The organism is Amycolatopsis sp. NBC_00348 (genome assembly GCF_036114655.1).
Taxonomy (GTDB): Bacteria; Actinomycetota; Actinomycetes; order Mycobacteriales; family Pseudonocardiaceae; genus Amycolatopsis.
Genome location: NZ_CP107994.1, coordinates 528,814 through 544,897, shown reverse-complemented (window position 1 = coordinate 544,897; position 16,084 = coordinate 528,814). Strand labels below are relative to the sequence as shown.

General features: G+C 71.3%; 17 protein-coding genes and 1 pseudogene. 5 read left to right on the top strand and 13 right to left on the bottom strand.

Annotated elements, in window-relative coordinates; all coding sequences use genetic code 11:
* Window positions 1-22 precede the first annotated feature (22 nt).
* Window positions 23-421, bottom strand: coding sequence for an ACT domain-containing protein (locus tag OHS58_RS02630; protein WP_247054657.1), 399 nt, complete (start codon window positions 419-421; stop codon window positions 23-25).
* Window positions 421-1,173: an FAD-dependent thymidylate synthase gene (gene thyX / locus OHS58_RS02625; RefSeq protein WP_247054659.1), complete on the bottom strand. Its 753-nt coding sequence runs from the start codon at window positions 1,171-1,173 to the stop codon at window positions 421-423. Before thyX ends, OHS58_RS02630 begins: the two co-directional genes overlap by 1 nt.
* A gap of 144 nt (window positions 1,174-1,317) precedes the next feature.
* Here thyX and OHS58_RS02620 point away from each other — a divergent pair, with 144 nt between their 5' ends.
* The 3 genes from OHS58_RS02620 (at window position 1,318) to OHS58_RS02610 (ending at window position 4,044) form a co-directional block, all read left to right on the top strand.
* The gene (locus tag OHS58_RS02620; RefSeq protein ID WP_247054661.1) at window positions 1,318-1,854 is read left to right on the top strand and encodes a toxin-antitoxin system HicB family antitoxin; all 537 of its coding nucleotides are present in this window, start codon (window positions 1,318-1,320) and stop codon (window positions 1,852-1,854) included.
* Between the two features lie 12 nt (window positions 1,855-1,866).
* Window positions 1,867-2,883, top strand: a complete 1,017-nt coding sequence (locus OHS58_RS02615) for a DUF4097 family beta strand repeat-containing protein (protein WP_328647013.1) — start codon at window positions 1,867-1,869, stop codon at window positions 2,881-2,883.
* Window positions 2,884-2,961: 78 nt separating this feature from the next.
* Window positions 2,962-4,044: an ADP-ribosylglycohydrolase family protein gene (locus tag OHS58_RS02610; RefSeq protein ID WP_328647012.1), complete on the top strand. Its 1,083-nt coding sequence runs from the start codon at window positions 2,962-2,964 to the stop codon at window positions 4,042-4,044.
* Between the two features lie 368 nt (window positions 4,045-4,412).
* On the opposite strand, the gene OHS58_RS02605 is transcribed toward OHS58_RS02610, so the two are convergent.
* Complete coding sequence (locus tag OHS58_RS02605) at window positions 4,413-5,627, bottom strand: winged helix-turn-helix domain-containing protein (protein WP_328647011.1); 1,215 nt, start codon at window positions 5,625-5,627, stop codon at window positions 4,413-4,415.
* A 60-nt stretch (window positions 5,628-5,687) separates the two neighbouring features.
* On the opposite strand from OHS58_RS02605, the gene OHS58_RS02600 reads away from it, so the two are divergent.
* Window positions 5,688-6,245, top strand: coding sequence for a GNAT family N-acetyltransferase (locus OHS58_RS02600; protein ID WP_326943055.1), 558 nt, complete (start codon window positions 5,688-5,690; stop codon window positions 6,243-6,245).
* An 18-nt stretch (window positions 6,246-6,263) separates the two neighbouring features.
* Here OHS58_RS02600 and OHS58_RS02595 read toward each other — a convergent pair.
* Window positions 6,264-6,614 (bottom strand): annotated as a pseudogene (locus tag OHS58_RS02595) (GtrA family protein); the annotation flags it as partial.
* Window positions 6,615-6,858: 244 nt separating this feature from the next.
* Between OHS58_RS02595 and OHS58_RS02590 the strand changes: the two are divergent.
* Window positions 6,859-7,377, top strand: coding sequence for a hypothetical protein (locus OHS58_RS02590; RefSeq protein ID WP_247054675.1), 519 nt, complete (start codon window positions 6,859-6,861; stop codon window positions 7,375-7,377).
* 106 nt (window positions 7,378-7,483) lie between these two features.
* Here OHS58_RS02590 and OHS58_RS02585 read toward each other — a convergent pair whose 3' ends face one another.
* From OHS58_RS02585 to truB, 9 genes are all read right to left on the bottom strand, one after another.
* Window positions 7,484-7,930, bottom strand: coding sequence for a tetratricopeptide repeat protein (locus OHS58_RS02585; protein WP_247054677.1), 447 nt, complete (start codon window positions 7,928-7,930; stop codon window positions 7,484-7,486).
* On the bottom strand, window positions 7,927-8,667 hold the full coding sequence (gene dapB, locus OHS58_RS02580; protein WP_328647010.1) for a 4-hydroxy-tetrahydrodipicolinate reductase: 741 nt from the start codon (window positions 8,665-8,667) through the stop codon (window positions 7,927-7,929). Before dapB ends, OHS58_RS02585 begins: the two co-directional genes overlap by 4 nt.
* Window positions 8,664-10,028, bottom strand: a complete 1,365-nt coding sequence (locus tag OHS58_RS02575) for a M16 family metallopeptidase (RefSeq protein ID WP_328647009.1) — start codon at window positions 10,026-10,028, stop codon at window positions 8,664-8,666. The genes dapB and OHS58_RS02575 overlap by 4 nt, the downstream gene beginning before the upstream one ends.
* Window positions 10,029-10,162: 134 nt before the next feature.
* The gene (locus tag OHS58_RS02570; RefSeq protein ID WP_326943058.1) at window positions 10,163-12,409 is read right to left on the bottom strand and encodes a polyribonucleotide nucleotidyltransferase; all 2,247 of its coding nucleotides are present in this window, start codon (window positions 12,407-12,409) and stop codon (window positions 10,163-10,165) included.
* A 227-nt stretch (window positions 12,410-12,636) separates the two neighbouring features.
* Window positions 12,637-12,906 carry a 30S ribosomal protein S15 gene (rpsO, locus tag OHS58_RS02565; protein ID WP_003084034.1) on the bottom strand — a complete coding sequence of 90 codons (270 nt, stop codon included), beginning with the start codon at window positions 12,904-12,906 and terminating at the stop codon, window positions 12,637-12,639.
* 145 nt (window positions 12,907-13,051) lie between these two features.
* On the bottom strand, window positions 13,052-13,555 hold the full coding sequence (locus tag OHS58_RS02560; RefSeq protein WP_328647008.1) for a 2'-5' RNA ligase family protein: 504 nt from the start codon (window positions 13,553-13,555) through the stop codon (window positions 13,052-13,054).
* On the bottom strand, window positions 13,555-14,028 hold the full coding sequence (locus OHS58_RS02555) for a helix-turn-helix domain-containing protein (protein ID WP_247054687.1): 474 nt from the start codon (window positions 14,026-14,028) through the stop codon (window positions 13,555-13,557). Before OHS58_RS02555 ends, OHS58_RS02560 begins: the two co-directional genes overlap by 1 nt.
* A 123-nt stretch (window positions 14,029-14,151) precedes the next feature.
* The gene (locus OHS58_RS02550) at window positions 14,152-15,114 is read right to left on the bottom strand and encodes a bifunctional riboflavin kinase/FAD synthetase (RefSeq protein WP_326943060.1); all 963 of its coding nucleotides are present in this window, start codon (window positions 15,112-15,114) and stop codon (window positions 14,152-14,154) included.
* A gap of 27 nt (window positions 15,115-15,141) precedes the next feature.
* Window positions 15,142-16,047 carry a tRNA pseudouridine(55) synthase TruB gene (truB, locus tag OHS58_RS02545; RefSeq protein WP_326943061.1) on the bottom strand — a complete coding sequence of 302 codons (906 nt, stop codon included), beginning with the start codon at window positions 16,045-16,047 and terminating at the stop codon, window positions 15,142-15,144.
* Window positions 16,048-16,084 lie beyond the last annotated feature (37 nt).

Sequence of the window (16,084 nt, the reverse complement as noted above, 5' to 3'; positions counted from 1 at the left end):
GGAGGCCTTCACGGACAACGAGTCAGGGGTGGGCGACCTCGTGGCCGGACTCGCGCAGCGCCTTGACGGCGTGGTCGAGCTCGGTCGCGCGGACCAGGATGTGGTCGGTGTCGAACGTGGACATCGAGAACAGCGCGACACCGGCCGCGGCCAGCTCCGAGGCCAGCGCGGCGATGATGCCGGTGAGGGTGAACTCGAGCGGGCCGCGGACCGACAGCAGCCGCCAGCCGTCCTCCGCGGCCGAGCTGCCGGCCGGTTCGCGCCCGGCCGGGCAGATCACCGACAGTTCTTCGGGCGTCCGGGTCACCGAGACGAACGCGGGTTCGCCGGGAGCGAGCAGCTCCGCCGGCACCGGGGCGTCCGCGGGCAGCCGGACGACGGCGTACTCGCCGGGCCGGACGTCGATCGCGAGGCGTTTCATCAGCCTTCGAGGACCTTCGGGCTCGTGGCGATCTCGGTGCCGTCGGGCAGCGTCGAGATGGTGAAGTCCGCGAAGATGTTCGCCGCGGCCTTCTGCAGCTGCCGCAGGCACTCCACGGCCAGCTCGCGGATCTCGACGTCGGCGTGCTCGGTGGCGCGCATCGCGACGAAGTGGCGCCACGCGCGGTAGTTCCCGGTGACGACGATGCGGGTCTCGGTCGCGTTCGGCAGCACGGCGCGCGCGGCCTGGCGGGCCTGCTTGCGGCGCAGGGTCGCGCTCGGCACGTCGGCGAACTTCTCCTCGAGCCCGGCGAGCAGCTCGGTGTAGGCGTCGACGCTCGCCTGGGCCGCGGCGAGGAACTTCTCATGCAGCGCCGGGTCGTTCGCGATCACCTCGGGCTCGACGAAGGCCGCGTTGCGCTCGGGCACGTACCGCTGTGACAGCTGCGAGTACGAGAAGTGGCGGTGGCGGATCAGCTCGTGGGTCAGCGATCGCGAGATGCCGCTGATGTAGAAGCTGACGGAACCGTGCTCCAGCACCGAAAGGTGGCCGACGTCGATGATGTGCTCGATGTAGCCGGCGTTGGTCGCGGTGACCGGGTTCGGCTTCTTCCACGACTGGTAGCAGGCGCGCCCGGCGAACTCGGCGAGCGCCTGGCCGCCGTCCGCGTCGGTCGACCACGGCACGTCCTCAGGCGGGAAGAACTCCGTCTTCGCGATCAGCTGCACCTTGGGTGACACGGTTTCGGCCACGTCCGCACTCCTTCTCCCGGCCCTACTCCACGACTCCAGCGCAGCCTAACCGCGTGAGGGCGGCCACTCCCGGGCGACACATGACACCAGCCTTGACACCGCGATCGCCTTGACCGATGTCAGAAGTGACGTCATAGTGGTGTCATGGACCTGACGCCGTACATCGCCAACCTCCGCGAGGACCTCGCGAACACGGCCTCCGCCGGGGATGAGCACACCCGGCGTGCGGCCGCCCTGCTGTCGGCCGCGCTCGAACCGGCGGTCCGCCTGACGCTGATGAACGCGCTCGCGGACCTCGCCGCCGAGGTCACCGCCAGCCTACCCGGCCAAGTCGTCGACGTCCGGCTCGACGGCCGGGACGTCCGCGTGGTCGTCACCGGCGCCGCGGAGGAACCGGCACCACGGGCGACACCACGTGACACCACACCACCACCACCGATCGACACCGGTGACATCACGCGCATCACGCTGCGGCTGGTCGACCAGATCAAGGGCCAGGCCGAGCGGGCCGCGCAGGCGCAGGGCGTCTCGCTGAACACCTTCGTCTCCCAGGCGGTCCAGGGCGCGCTGGGCCACGGCGGGCTGGGCGGCAGCGGCCTCGGCGGGCTGGGCGGCGGGCGCAAGCACCACTCCAAGAGCGACCAGAGCGGCTCCCGCCTGCACGGCTGGGTCGAGGGCTGAGGGGAAACGACCATGAGCGAAGAGCAGACGACACCGAACGAGACACCGCCCGCCTCGGAGGTTCCGGCCGACGAGACTCCCACCGAGCAGGCTTCCGCTGAAGAAACCCACGCCGAAGAGGCCCGCACCGACGAGACCACGGCCGACGGCTTGGTGCGCGTCCAGGAGTTCGAGGCCGGCGGGCCGCTCGAGCTGGACGTCGCCGTGACGATCGGGCGCGTGGAGCTGGTGCTGGACCGCGAGTCCGGCGCCCGCGTCGAGCTGCGGCACGACCAGGGCGAGCAGCAGCCGTGGGTGGAGGGCGTCAACAACCTGCTGTCCTGGGTCGGCGAGCGCTTCGGCGACCAGCTGGGCGTCGACCCGACGGCCTCCCCCGCCGAAGCGGTCAAGCAGAGCCGGATCGAGAAGCTGGGGAACCGCCTGGTCGTCCAGGCGCCGAAGGCCTGGCAGCTGCGCAACGTCGCGCTGTCGGTGACCGTGCACGCGCCGGCGGGTTCGCACGTCGAGGTGCGGGCGGGCGCGGCGGACGTCACCGTCGCCGGCTCGGCCGGGCGCGTCGACGTGCTGACCGGCTCCGGCGAGGTGAAGCTCGACCGGGCCGACGGCGCGGCGACCGTGCGCACCGGCAGCGGCGCCATCAAGCTCGGCCCGACACTCGGCGGCCTGCAGCTGCGCAGCGGCAGCGGCAACGTCGAGGCGACGTCCCTGGCCGGCTCGGCGACCCTGGCGACCGGCACGGGCGACGTCTGGCTGGGCGCGGTGACCGGCGAGGTGATGGCCCGCACTGGCAGCGGCGACCTCTCGGTGGCCGACGCCGGCGCCGGCACGCTCGACCTGATCACCGGCTCCGGTGAGGTCCGCATCGGCATCCGCGGCGGCACGACCGCCGAGGTCGACCTGACCTCCAGCGGCGGCCGCGTCTCCAGCGAGCTGGACGTCGCCGGCGCCGCCCCCGCGGGCGGCGTGACGCTGAAGGTCCGCGCCCGCACGGGCTCCGGCAACGCCGTGGTGACGCGCGCGGCCGGCTGAATGAGGGGGTGACGGGCCGTTCCCGGTGGGGGTACCGGGAACGGCCCGTTCTTCACGTCCGGGTGCCAGGATGGCGGCATGACGGTGGAGACCGAGCGCGCGGTGTACCGGGCGCGGCTGCGCGGGTGCCTGCTGGGCGGCGCGATCGGTGACGCGCTGGGCAACCCGGTCGAGTTCCAGGCCCTCGCGGCGATCCGGCGGCCGGTCGGCCTCGTGGCGAACGCCGAGGGCGTCGCGGAGATCACCGACGACACGCAGATGACGCTGTTCAGCCTCGAAGGCTTCCACCGCGGCTGGGTCCGCGCGCAGGCGAAAGGCATCGGCGGCGCGATGGCGCAGCTGGTGCACGACGCGTACCTTCGCTGGCTCGACACGCAGGAGCACCCGGCACCGCCGCCCGCGGAAGGCCGGCGGCACCGGGCCGGGCAGCTGCGGCTGGAGCCGTGGCTCTACGCGCGGCGAGCGCCGGGTTCGGCGTGCCTCTCCGGCCTTCGCGCGGCCTACACCCCGGACACCTACGCCGAGCCGGACGGCCGGCCGGGTCCGGTGAACCCGGACTCGAAGGGCTGCGGCACGGTGATGCGCTCGGCGCCGTTCGGGTTCGCCGGCGACGCGCGGCACGCCTACGTCGTCGCGGCGAACTGCGCGCGGATCACCCACGGCCACCCGACCGGCTACCACGCGGCGGGCGCGTTCGCGGCGATGATCGCGTACCTGCTCGAAGGCGAGTCCCTGGAAGCGGCGGTGCTGCGGTCGATGCGGCTGCTCGCGCGCTACCCGGCGCACGAGGAGACGCTGGCCGCGTTGCGTCAGGCATTGGATCTGGCCTTTTCGGGCGATCCCTCGCCCGAGAAGGTCGAGTCCCTCGGCGGTGGCTGGGTGGCCGAAGAGGCGCTGGCGATCGCCGTCTACGCGGCGCTGGCACCGGTGAGCGTCCCGGACGCGCACCCGGAGACGACGTTCCGCGCCCGGCTCCGGCTGGCCGTCACGCACTCCGGCGACAGCGACTCGACGGGGTCGATCTGCGGGAACCTGCTCGGCGCATGGCACGGCGACGACGTGCTGCCGTGGGACTGGGTGTCCCTTGTGGAGGGTCGCGCGACGATCGCGCGGCTGGCGGACGACTTCGCGACGGAATCGGCGCAGACGCGCGGGTACTAGGCGAGGAACCCCGCGACCTCCAGCCGGTGCAGCTCGCTCACCACAGCGGCCGGCTTCGATGCTGCGCAGCAGGTTCATGGCTCACACTGCTCCGGCCGCGCGGATCGCACGCCACCGCAACCCCGCTCACCCAGCTCAAGCTTCGAACCCGCGCCGCTGGCCGGACGAATCCAGCTCCACTGAAGCCCACGCAGCTCCAGCCGCGCGCCACCACAACCCCGCCCACCGCCAGGCCGAGCGGATCGGCCACCAAGACCGCCGCGCCCTCGGCGCCCCCGGATCCCGATCAGCCGCCGGGCTCGCCCACCACCCCGGCCGGTCCGATGCGCGGGTTCAGCCCCGGCCGGACCGGGACAGGCCGGCCGGCATCAGCGCACCAGCTTCGCCAGTGCCGGGGCCAGGTCTCCTCGGGCGCCCACCGCCACTCCCGACAGGCCCAGCCACTCCGCCATGTGCCTCAGTTCCGCCGCCAGCTCCGGGAGCAGCCGCGCCAGGTCTGCGCCCTCCTCGGCGAAGGCGCCCTGGACGCGCAGGACGCCCGTCGCGCGGTCGGACTTCAGGTCCACCCTGGCCGCCAGCTCGCCGTCCAGCAGGAACGGGAACACGTAATACCCGTACACCCGCTTCGGCTCCGGGACGTAGATCTCGATGCGGTAGCGGAACCCGAACAGCCGCTCCGTGCGGGCGCGTTCCCAGATCAGCGGGTCGAACGGGCACAGCAGCGCGCGGCCGGTGACCGCTCGGGGGGTCCGCGCCTCGAAGTGCCGGTACGCCGGGGCCTTCCAGCCCCGGACCGCCACCGGCTCCAGCACGCCGGACTCGACCAGCTCCGCCACCGCCTGGCGCGCCGGAGCTGGGCCGAGGCGGTAGTAGTCGCGCAGGTCCGTCTCCGTCGCGACGCCCAACGCGCGCGCCGAACGCTCGATCAGGCCGCGCGCTCCCTCGTCGGCCGATACCGAGACGGCCAGGATCTCCGGTGGGACCACCCGCTCCGTCAGGTCGTACAGCCGCTCGAACGACCGGCGCGTGCCCGTGGTCAGCTGGCCGACGCCGAAGAGGTACTCGCAGACGCGCTTGACCTCCGAGCGCTCCCACCACGACCCCGGGCCGCGCCGCTGCGCGTCCGCCTCCACCTGGCGCTCGATGCCGCCCGCGCCGATCGGGCCCAGCTCCTTGACCACCGACAGGATCTCGTCGACCAGGCCCGGCGACTTCTCGATCAGCGGCCCGTAGTGCTTCCACCAGCCGTCCCGCTTCGCGCCCGACCGGATCAGCGGCCAGTCCTCGACCGGCAGCAGGCTCGCCTCGTGCGCCCACGTCTCCACCAGCAGCCGCGGCTGCTTCGCCGAGTGCGACCACGCCGCGCTGTCCAGCAGCGCGGGGTCGTAGGAACCCAGGCGCGAGAACACCGGCATGTAGTGCGCCCGGACCGCGACGTTCACCGAGTCCAGCTGCAGCAGCTGGACGCGCGAAAGCACGCGTTTCAGGTGCCGCCGCGACGGCACACCGGAGGGACGCGGGTCGGCGAAGCCCTGCGCGGCCAGGAACGTCTTCCGGGCCGTCGCGACACTGATCGTCTGCATGATGACGTCATCGTGCCAGCCACCACCGACAGTTTTCGGCGACCCGATAGATTCGGGTCCATGAGCGACGCCGCCGTCCGCCCCGCCGACCTGTCCGACGCCGCGGAGATCGCCCGCATCCAGCGCGAGACCTGGCACGCCGCCTACGAAGACCTCCTGGGCAAGCAGGCCCTGGCCGAGCTGGACGGCACCGACCTGGTCGGCACCTGGACCGAGGCCATCGACTACCCGGACAGCCAGGTCTACGTCGCCACCGAAGGCGAGTTCACCGTCGGGTTCTGCGTCGCCGGCCTGGCCCCGGACGTCGAGGTCGCCGCGGCCGACGGGTCCCTGCCCGCGGACGCCGACGTCACCGGGCTGATCGCCAACCTGCTCGTCGAGCCGCGCTGGGGACGGCGCGGGCACGCCGGGCGGCTACTCGGGACCGCCGCGGCGGGGCTGCGGGCCGACGGCGCCGTGCGCGGCATCGCCTGGGTCGGCCAAGGAGACCACGCCTCGCTCGGCTTCTACCGCCGGGCCGGCTGGAATCCCGACGGCACGGTCCGCACCCTCGACACCGGCGAGCGCATGCTGCGCGAGGTCCGGCTCACCGGAACCCTCGAGCTCTCCCTCGTCTGAGTCCCGGAAGAGCACCCACCGCATCACGGCGTACATGAAGACGCCCTCGCCGGCGCCCGCCAGCACCCGCGCGAGGTGGTATTCGACGCCGAGCGCGCTCAGTCCCGCGCCCACACCCAGCAGGAACACCGCGTAATTGACGGCGATCGCCCCGATGTAAAGCACGAGCTGGATTCCGACGGCGGCGTGGGAATGGAAGTTGAACGTCCGGTTCAGCACGAAGCTGACCACGAACGCGCAGCCGTACGCCAGCGTGATGCCGAGCCACACCGGCCAGCCCAGCAGCCCGTGGAAAACGGTCAGCAGGCCCAGGTCGAGGCCGAAGGTGAAGCCGTTGATCAGGCAGAAGCCGAGAAACGTCGGTGCCACGATCCGCGACAGACCCCAGGGGAGAAACCGCACGACGGTCCGGCACAGGGCGCCGAATCGGTCAGCGGGCGTACGAGGTTGCTCGGCGGCCACGCCGTCAGCGTTCCAGCGGGAGGTGGCCGGAAACGGTCCGGCAGGTGATCTTCTGGTGCGGACCACCGGCCGAAGAGTAGGGCCAACCCCAGTGCGCGGAGATTTCGAACTGATAACTTGGAAGACCGGGAGCAAATCAGGAGGTGACACGATGAGCTGGATCCTGCTGACGCTGGGCGTCGCGTTCGGTTCGGCCCTCGTGCCGCTGATCAACGCCGAGGTGTTCCTGATCGGGCTGTGCGCGAGTCACCCGGGCCTGCACTGGCTGTGGCTCGGCGCGGCCGTCGCGGTGGGCCAGATCGCCGGGAAGACGCTCTACTACCTGGCCGCGCGCGGCACCATCAAGCTACCGAAACCACTGCACGACCGGCTGCACCGCGAGCGCCCGATGACGGCCCGCAAGGTGCGCTGGGAGCTGCGGACGAAGAAGATCCGCGCGCGGGTCGACGCGCTGCGCGAGCGCTGCCACCGCCACCCGCACTGGATGGCCGGCACGTACGGCGTGAGCTCCCTGGTCGGCCTGCCGCCGTTCATGGCGACGAGCGTCCTGGCGGGGCTGGTCCGGATGCGCCTGGCGACGTTCCTGACGGCCGGCCTGACCGGACGTTGGATCCGCTTCAGCCTGATCGCCGCCGCACCCGCCGTGTTCGCGGGCTGGATGCACCACTGACGCCTGCCCGGCCGCGAGTGAAATCCGCGTGAGGCGATGCATCTTTCCTAGGGAAAGTGACGGCTCACGGGCGGCGCAGCGCAGCTTTCCTGGGGAAAGTGATGGGTCAGTGGTCGGCGGCTTCCAGCTCGAGGGCCTTCTTCATCGTCTCGCGGGCCCGGCGGCGGTCGCCCGCGATGTCGTAGGCGTACGCGAGCTTGTACCAGGCGCGCCAGTTCTCCTGATCGGCCTGGACCTCGGCGCGGCGCTGGTCGAACCAGGCGTCGGCCGCGTCGCGGTCGACCCGGCCCGACGGGCGGCGGGGCAGGTCGGAGACGTCCGGGAGCTCGCCCTCGCTGTCCAGCCGGCGGGACAGCCGCTGGATCTGCAGGCCGTTGCGCCAGGTCACCACGACGATCCAGACGCCCAGGATCGGCAGCAGCAGCACGCCGATCCCGAGCGCGATGCCCAGGCCGGTGCCCGACGCGAACAGCGCGAACGCCCGGTCCGCGAGCAGGACCAGGTAGACGACCAGCGCCGCCGTCATCAGCAGCGCGACGTTGCGCGCCTTCACAGCTCGAGCACGTTCTCCAGGCCGACCGTCAGGCCGGGGCGCGTGAGCACCGTGCGCACGCCGAGCAGCACGCCCGGCATGAACGACGTCCGGTCCAGGGAGTCGTGGCGGATGGTCAGGGTCTCCCCCTCGCCGCCGAACAGGATCTCCTCGTGCGCGACGAGCCCCGGCAGCCGGACCGAGTGGACGCGGACGTCCTCGACCGTGGCGCCGCGGGCACCGTCCAGTTCGGACGTCGTCGCGTCCGGGCCCGGCGTCACGCCGGCCTCCGCGCGCGCCGCGGCGATCATCCGGGCGGTGTGCGCGGCGGTGCCCGAGGGCGCGTCGGCCTTGCGGTTGTGGTGCAGCTCGATGATCTCGGCCGAGGCGTAGAACTTCGCCGCCTGCGCCGCGAAGCGCATCGCCAGCACCGCGCCCAGCGCGAAGTTCGGCGCGATCAGCACACCCAGCGACGGCTTCGGTTCGAGCAGGCCGCGCAGCGACGCGAGCCGCTCCTCGCTGAAGCCGGTGGTGCCGACGACCGCGTGGATGTCGTGCGCCACCAGGTACTTCAGGTTGTCCATCACGGCGTCGGGGTGGGTGAAGTCGACGACGACCTGGGCCTCGGCCAGCGCCGCGAAGTCGTCACCGTCGTCCAAAGCGGCGACGACCTTCATGTCTTCGGCGCCTTCGACGGCCTTCACCACCGTCGCGCCCATCCGGCCGCGCGCGCCGAGCACACCGACGTTGATGGTCATGAAGCGATCACCTCGTGCAAGTCATCGGGCAGGTCGTCGGCGTGAGCGTACGGCCCGACGACCGCCGCCGCCGTGACCCCGCCCGGCCGTGCGAACAAAGTGCGAGCGAGGGCACACACCTCGTCGGTGGTGACGGCGTCGATGCGCGCGATCGTGTCGTCGACGCCCAGGTAGTGGGCGTAGTTGAGCTCGTTCTTGCCGATCCGCGACATCCGCGACGACGTGTCCTCCAGGCCCAGCACGATCCCGCCGCGCAGCTGGCCCTTGGCGCGGGCCACCTCGGCGTCGGTCAGGCCGTCGACGCCGACCTTGTCGAGGACCTCGCGGATCACGCCCGCGACGTCGCCGAGTTTCTCCGGCTGGCAGCCCGCGTAGACGGACATGTGACCGGTGTCGGAGTAGCTCGCGACGGACGAGTACACCTGGTAGGCCAGGCCACGCTGTTCGCGGATCTCCTGGAACAGCCGCGAGCTCATGCCGCCGCCGAGCGCCGCGTTGAGCACCGACAAGGCGAACCGGCGTTCGTCGTGACGCGACAGCGACCGCAGGCCGAGCATGACGTGCGCCTGCTCGGTGTCGTCGGTGTGCAGGGCCAGCTTCGGCACGGTCTTGATCCGCGCCCGGCCCTCGCGCGGCGCCACCGGCGTGGCGTCGCCCGCCAACCGGTCGCGAAGAGCCTTGCGCACCAGGCGAAGCACCTGGTTGTGGTCGACGTTCCCGGCCACCGCCAGCACCATCCGCGGCAGTGTGTAGCGGCGCTTGTAGAACCCGCGCAACGCGGCCGGCGACATCTCGATGATCGACTTCTCGGTGCCGAGCACCGGGCGGCCGAGCACGTGGTCGCCGAGGATCGCGCTGACGAACGTCTCGTGCAGCAGGTCTTCCGGGTCGTCGTCGCGCATCGAGATCTCTTCGAGGACGACGCTGCGTTCCATGTCCATGTCGCGGTCGGTGCAGAGCGCGTCGAACACGACGTCGGTGACCAGGTCCACGGCCAGCGGCAGGTCCGCGTCGAGCACCTGCGCGTAGTAGCAGGTGTGCTCCTTCGCGGTGAAGGCGTTGAACTCGCCGCCGACCGCGTCGATCTCCTCGGCGATCTGCTTGGCGTCGCGGTGCGCGGTTCCCTTGAACAGCAGGTGTTCGAGGTAGTGCGCGGCCCCGGCGACGGCGACCGGCTCGTCGCGCGAGCCGATGCCGACCCACAGCCCGACCGTCGCCGAGCGGGACGCCGGCACGTGCTCGGTGATCACGCGCAGGCCACCGGGCAGAACGCTGCGCTTGACGACCGCACCGTCCGGAGTGGACTCCAGCGTGCGGGTGGTGCCGACGGGCTGCTCGTGCCCGGAAACCTGCCGTGCCATGGGTTCCTTACTCACGATGCCGTGAAGGCCCCCTGCCGCCGACGGTCGTGAGTGGTAATGAGGGTTAGAACCCGCATTACCACTCACGACCCGCACCGAGCGGATCAGGAGGCCTTCACGCTGACTGGTTCTGCTTAGGCGTCGGCCTTCTCGGCGTCGGCGTCTGCGGCGGGAGTGGCGGCCGGGGCCTCCTCCTCCTGGACGACGATCAGGCTGATCTTGCCGCGGTTGTCGATGTCGGCGATCTCGACGCGGAGCTTGTCGCCCACGTTGACGACGTCCTCGACCTTGGCGATCCGCTTGCCGTTGCCCAGCTTGGAGATGTGCACCAAGCCGTCCTTGCCCGGCAGCAGCGAGACGAACGCGCCGAACGCGGCCGTCTTCACCACGGTGCCGAGGAAGCGCTCCCCGACCTTGGGCAGCTGCGGGTTGGCGATGGCGTTGATCAGGTCGATCGCCGCCTCCGCCGACGGGCCGTCGGCCGCGCCCACGTAGATCGTGCCGTCGTCCTCGATGGAGATGTCGGCACCGGTCTGCTCGGTGATCGAGTTGATCATCTTGCCCTTCGGGCCGATGACCTCGCCGATCTTGTCCACCGGGATCTTCACGCTGGTGACGCGCGGCGAGTACGGGCTCATCTCGTCCGGGCCGTCGATCGCCTCGGCGATGACCTCCAGGATGGTGAGACGGGCGTCCTTCGCCTGCTTCAGCGCGGCGGCGAGCACCTCGGAGGGGATGCCGTCGAGCTTGGTGTCCAGCTGCAGGGCGGTGATGATGTCCTTGGTGCCGGCGACCTTGAAGTCCATGTCGCCCATGGCGTCCTCGGCCCCGAGGATGTCGGTCAGCGCGACGTAGCGCGTCTCGCCGTCGACCTCGTCGGAGATGAGGCCCATCGCGATGCCCGCGACCGGCGCCTTCAGCGGCACACCGGCGTTGTACAGGCCCATGGTGGACGCGCAGACCGAGCCCATCGAAGTCGAGCCGTTGGAGCCCAGCGCCTCGGAGACCTGGCGGATCGCGTACGGGAACTCGTCACGCTTCGGCAGCACCGGGACCAGGGCGCGCTCGGCGAGCATGCCGTGGCCGATCTCGCGCCGCTTCGGCGAACCGACGCGGCCGGTCTCGCCGGTGGAGAACGGCGGGAAGTTGTAGTGGTGCATGTAGCGCTTGTGCGTCTCCGGGGACAGCGAGTCGATCTGCTGCTCCAGGCGAAGCATGTTCAGCGTGGTGACGCCCAGGATCTGCGTTTCTCCACGCTCGAAGAGTGCCGAACCGTGGGCCCGCGGGATCACGGCGACCTCGGCCGAGAGCGACCGGATGTCGGTCAGGCCACGGCCGTCCATGCGGATCTTGTCCGTGAGGACGCGCTTGCGCATGACCTTCTTGGACAGCGCCTTGAACGCGGCGCCGATCTCCTTCTCGCGGCCCTCGAAGGCTTCGCCCTCGTTGATGCCGACCTTCTCCAGCACGGCGGCCTTGACCTGGTCGGTCGCGGCGTCGCGGTCCTGCTTGCCGGCGATCTGCAGCGCGTTCGCCAGGTCGTCGGTCGCGATCGCGGCGACGGCGTCGAAGGCGTCCTGCTCGTAGGCCAGGAAGACCGGGAACTCGCCGGTCGGCTTGGCGGCCACGTCGGCCAGCTTCTGCTGGGCTTCGCACAGCACCTTGATGAACGGCTTGGACGCTTCGAGACCCTGCGCGACCGAGACCTCGTCCGGCGCCTTGCCGCCGTCGGCGATCAGGTCGAGCGTGTTCTCGGTGCCCTCGGCCTCGACCATCATGATCGCGACGTCGTCACCGACGATGCGGCCGGCGACGACCATGTTGAAGGTGGCCTTCGCGAGCTGCGACCAGGTCGGGAACGCGACCCACTGGTCCTCGATCAGGGCGACGCGCACGCCGCCGACCGGGCCCGAGAACGGCAGGCCGGCGATCTGGGTCGACGCCGACGCGGCGTTGATGGCCAGCACGTCGTACGGGTCGTCCGGGTTCAGGCTCTGGACCGTGATGACGACCTGGATCTCGTTGCGCAGACCGTCGGTGAACGATGGGCGCAGCGGCCGGTCGATCAGGCGGCAGGTCAGGATCGCGTCGGTCGAGGGGCGGCCCTCGCGGCGGAAGAACGCGCCGGGGATGCGGCCGGCCGCGTACATGCGCTCCTCGACGTCCACCGTCAGGGGGAAGAAGTCGAAGTGGTCCTTCGGGTGCTTCGACGCGGTCGTCGCCGAGAGCAGCATGGTCTCTTCGTCGAGGTACGCGACGACGGCGCCGGCGGCCTGCTTGGCCAGGCGGCCCGTCTCGAAGCGGACGGTGCGGGTGCCGAAACGGCCGTTGTCGATCACGGCTTCTGCTTCGTGCACGGTGACTCCGGTGGAGTCGGTCATAGGGTGTTTCTCCTCTTTAGTTCCTTCGTACGACGCGAGTCTCCCACCCTGGGACCCGTTTCGCTCAAGGACGCTCGAGGAGTGATGCCGGTCTTCGATCGAAGTCCCCGGGACTCTTCCCGGGAACCACTACCGAGGACCGGCGGACGGTTCCCCGTGCGCGCTCGCGCCGTTGTTCTCTTAAACCGAAGGGGAGCGACCGGCGGCCACTCCCCTTCGGGTTCAAGCTATCGGCGCAGGCCGAGGCGCTGGATCAGCGCACGGTAACGCTCGATGTCCACCTTCATCACGTAGTTCAGCAGCCGGCGGCGACGGCCGACCAGCAGCAGGAGCCCGCGACGCGAGTGGTGGTCGTGCTTGTGAGCCTTGAGGTGCTCGGTGAGGCCGACGATCCGCTTGGTCAGCAGCGCGACCTGGGCCTCGGGGGATCCCGTGTCCGAGTCGTGCACGCCGTACTCGGCCAGGATCGACTTCTTCTCTTCGGTGGACAGCGCCACTTGTATAACTCCTCGAGATGATCAGTGCCGTGCGGCCCCGGTCGCGGAATGAACGCCGGGAAGTCGGTCACGGCCGCCACGGACTGCAGCCGGACCCGATCATTGACGTTACCATTCTGGCCGCGTGTCACTCTGAGCAGGGCCTTCAGGCGCCCTTCAGCTCGAACTCGCGGGCCACCCGGTAGCGGGTTCCGCCCGGTTCGCGCTCGCTGGTCATCAGCGCCACGCGCGTGGCCTGCCAGTTCCGGCTCGTGAAACCGGCCAGCCGAGCTGTCCAACGCTCGGCGAGCCCGGGTTCTTCCCGGGGGAACCGCGCCAGCGTCAGGTGGGCCCGGTACGGCCTCGCCTCGGCGTCGGCGCCCGCGGCGTGCGCGAGCGGCGTCAGCTCCGATCCGGCGACAGTCAACCACAGCACCCCGGGGAACGTCGCGGCCTTTTCCAGCCGGACGTCGACGGCGCGGCGGCCGGCCAGCCGGTCCGCGAGCCACGCTCCCCGGGTGCCGGCGTCGTCCCGGCCGTAGTAGGCGAGCGTGACGTGCCACCTCTCCGGTGGCTCCCAGGCCAGTCCGTCACCTGGGTCGCCCAGGGCCCCGGCGACCGCGTCGACGACGTCGCCGGGCGGGAGCAGGGCGCTGAACAGGGCCGGCATCAGCCGCCGTGACCGGCCCGGCGGAGCAGGTCGGCGATCGCCGGGAAGTCGTCGTCGAGCCGCTTGGCGGCCTCGCCGAGGTCCTCGTCCTCGGCCAGGTCGCGCAGGTAGGCCAGGACGGCCTGGTCCTCGTTGACCACCGGGATGTTGTCGCGCCCGACGGTGGGCCGGGAGTCACGGACGTCCTCCATCGCGGCCAGCATCGCGTCGCGGTTGCCGGCGGCGACCTCGGGGACCAGGATCTTGCGTTCGAGCATGATCATCCTGGCCAGCACGACCGGGTTGCCGATCTTCGCGCGCCGCCCGCTCATCACCTGGCTGAGCATGGGGGCGCTGATGCCGAGGACCTCGGCCAGGAACGCCTGCGAAACGTCGAAGGCGACGACGAGCCGGCGCACGCGGTCGCCCAGGGGCTCCCCGTACCACTCGCGCTGCAGCGCGATGTTCCGCTGGACGATCTTGTGGTCCTCCACCAGTTCCGCTCCCCTAAACCGCTTCTTCGCCCGCTCAGTCTGCACGCACACTGTCCGTGAGCATCTTGCCATCACGATCACGTCCGTGAACGCGAAATCCCCCTTTTCGCCCCGGTCGAGGCGCTACCCCGCGTCCGGGAGGGCCTTTCTGGTCTCGACGACGTCCTCGTCGATCTGGGCGACCAGCCCGGCCGAGTCGGCGAACCGCACCTGGTCGCGCAGCCGGGTGCCGAAGTCGATCGCGACGTGCTGGCCGTAGAAGTCCTCGTCGACGTCGAGGACGAACGCCTCGACGGTCCGCTCGCGCCCGGAGAACGTCGGGTTGGTGCCCACCGAGACCGCGGCGCGCAGCCGGCGCGACGGGTCGGCCGAGCGGGTGAACCAGGCGCTGTAGACGCCGTCGGCCGGGACGGCGGCGAACCGCGGGGTCGACAGGTTCGCCGTCGGGTAGCCGAGCTCGTGGCCCCGGCCGTCGCCGCGCACGACGATGCCTTCGAGCCGGTGCGGGCGGCCGAGCGCCTCGGCGGCGGCCACGACGTCCCCGGCGTCGATGCAGGAGCGGACGTACGTGCTCGAGAACGTGATGGCCGACTGGTCCTCTTCGGACAGTTCCTTGCCCTGCAGTTCGGCGCCGTAGGCGGCGAAGCCGAAGCGGCGGCCGAGGGTGCGCAGCAGCTCGACGGTGCCGGCGGCCTTGGCCCCGAAGGTGAAGTTGTCGCCGACGATCACCGCGGCCGCGTGCAGCCGGTCGACCAGCACCTCGTGCACGAACTCCTCCGGCTGCAGCCGGGACAGCTCCAAGGTGAACGGCAGCACGCAGAAGACGTCGACGCCGAGGCCTTCGACGAGCTCCGCCTTGCGCCGCAACGTGGTCAGCTGCGCCGGGTGGCTCCCCGGGCGCAGCACCTCCGACGGGTGCGGGTCGAACGTCAGCACCACGCTCGGCACGTCGCGCTCCGCGGCCGCGGCCACGGTCCGGTTGATCAGCTCCTGGTGCCCGCGGTGCACGCCGTCGAACACGCCGATGGTGACCACGCACCGTCCCCAGCCGCCGGGAAGGTCCCCCAGCCCACGCCACCGCAGCACGTCACACTCCCGTCTTCTCGGACCACCCTAGGCGGGCAGCAACACGACCACTGCTCGGGACACGCCTTCTTCGTCGGCGGCCAGCGCCAGCACCTTGCCGTCGGGGCCGAACAGGCCGTAGGTGCCCTCGACCCCGGCCGCCGGGATCCGCTGGCCGTGGCGGACCGCCTTGGCCGTCGCGGCGTCGAGGTCGCGCCGCGGGAAGGCGGCGGCGACGGCGGCGTCGAGGTCCAGGCTCAGCTCGGGCGCCTCTTCCAGCTGGTCCAGCGTGCGCGCCTTCGCGAGCGAGAACGGGCCGACCGTGGTGCGCCGCAGTGCCATCAGGTGACCGCCGACGCCGAGGTCGGCGCCCAGGTCGCGGGCCAGCGCGCGGACGTAGGTGCCCGACGAGCACTCGACGACGGCGTCGACCTCGACGTGGTCGTCCTCGTGGCGGATGCCCAGGACGTCGAAGCGGTAGATCGTGACCGGGCGCGGCGGGATGACGACCTCCTCCCCCGCGCGGACCCGGGCGTAGGCGCGCTTGCCGTCGATCTTGACGGCGCTGACAGCGCTGGGCACCTGCTGGATGGGGCCGGTGAGCTTCGCGATCCCGGCGGCGATCGCCGCGTCGGTGACGCCGCCGGTCTCCGCGGTGGTGAGGATCTCGCCCTCGGCGTCGTCGGTCGTGGTGCTGCTGCCCAGCGACAGCGTCGCGAGGTAGGTCTTGCGGTCGAGCGCCAGGTGGCCGAGCAGCTTGGTGGCGCGCTCGATGCCGAGCACCAGCACGCCGGTCGCCATCGGGTCGAGCGTGCCGGCGTGCCCGACCTTGCGGGTGCCCATGATCCGGCGGGCGCGGGCGACGACGTCGTGCGACGTCATCCCGGCGGGCTTGTCGACGATCAGGAGACCGGGCGGCGGGGCGGGACGGCGGGGCGGTTTGGGGCTCGACACGCGGCAAACCCTAGCGGCCGCTGATCGTCGGCCGATC

Excerpts from the sequence above, each read along its gene's own strand:
- OHS58_RS02630 (WP_247054657.1), bottom strand. The coding sequence starts at position 421 with ATGAAACGCCTCGCGATCGACGTCCGGCCCGGCGAGTACGCCGTCGTC.
- OHS58_RS02620 (WP_247054661.1), top strand. The coding sequence starts at position 1,318 with ATGGACCTGACGCCGTACATCGCCAACCTCCGCGAGGACCTCGCGAAC.
- OHS58_RS02615 (WP_328647013.1), top strand. The coding sequence starts at position 1,867 with ATGAGCGAAGAGCAGACGACACCGAACGAGACACCGCCCGCCTCGGAG.
- OHS58_RS02610 (WP_328647012.1), top strand. The coding sequence starts at position 2,962 with ATGACGGTGGAGACCGAGCGCGCGGTGTACCGGGCGCGGCTGCGCGGG.
- OHS58_RS02605 (WP_328647011.1), bottom strand. The coding sequence starts at position 5,627 with ATGCAGACGATCAGTGTCGCGACGGCCCGGAAGACGTTCCTGGCCGCG.
- OHS58_RS02600 (WP_326943055.1), top strand. The coding sequence starts at position 5,688 with ATGAGCGACGCCGCCGTCCGCCCCGCCGACCTGTCCGACGCCGCGGAG.
- OHS58_RS02590 (WP_247054675.1), top strand. The coding sequence starts at position 6,859 with ATGAGCTGGATCCTGCTGACGCTGGGCGTCGCGTTCGGTTCGGCCCTC.
- dapB (WP_328647010.1), bottom strand. The coding sequence starts at position 8,667 with ATGACCATCAACGTCGGTGTGCTCGGCGCGCGCGGCCGGATGGGCGCG.
- OHS58_RS02575 (WP_328647009.1), bottom strand. The coding sequence starts at position 10,028 with ATGGCACGGCAGGTTTCCGGGCACGAGCAGCCCGTCGGCACCACCCGC.
- OHS58_RS02570 (WP_326943058.1), bottom strand. The coding sequence starts at position 12,409 with ATGACCGACTCCACCGGAGTCACCGTGCACGAAGCAGAAGCCGTGATC.
- OHS58_RS02560 (WP_328647008.1), bottom strand. The coding sequence starts at position 13,555 with ATGCCGGCCCTGTTCAGCGCCCTGCTCCCGCCCGGCGACGTCGTCGAC.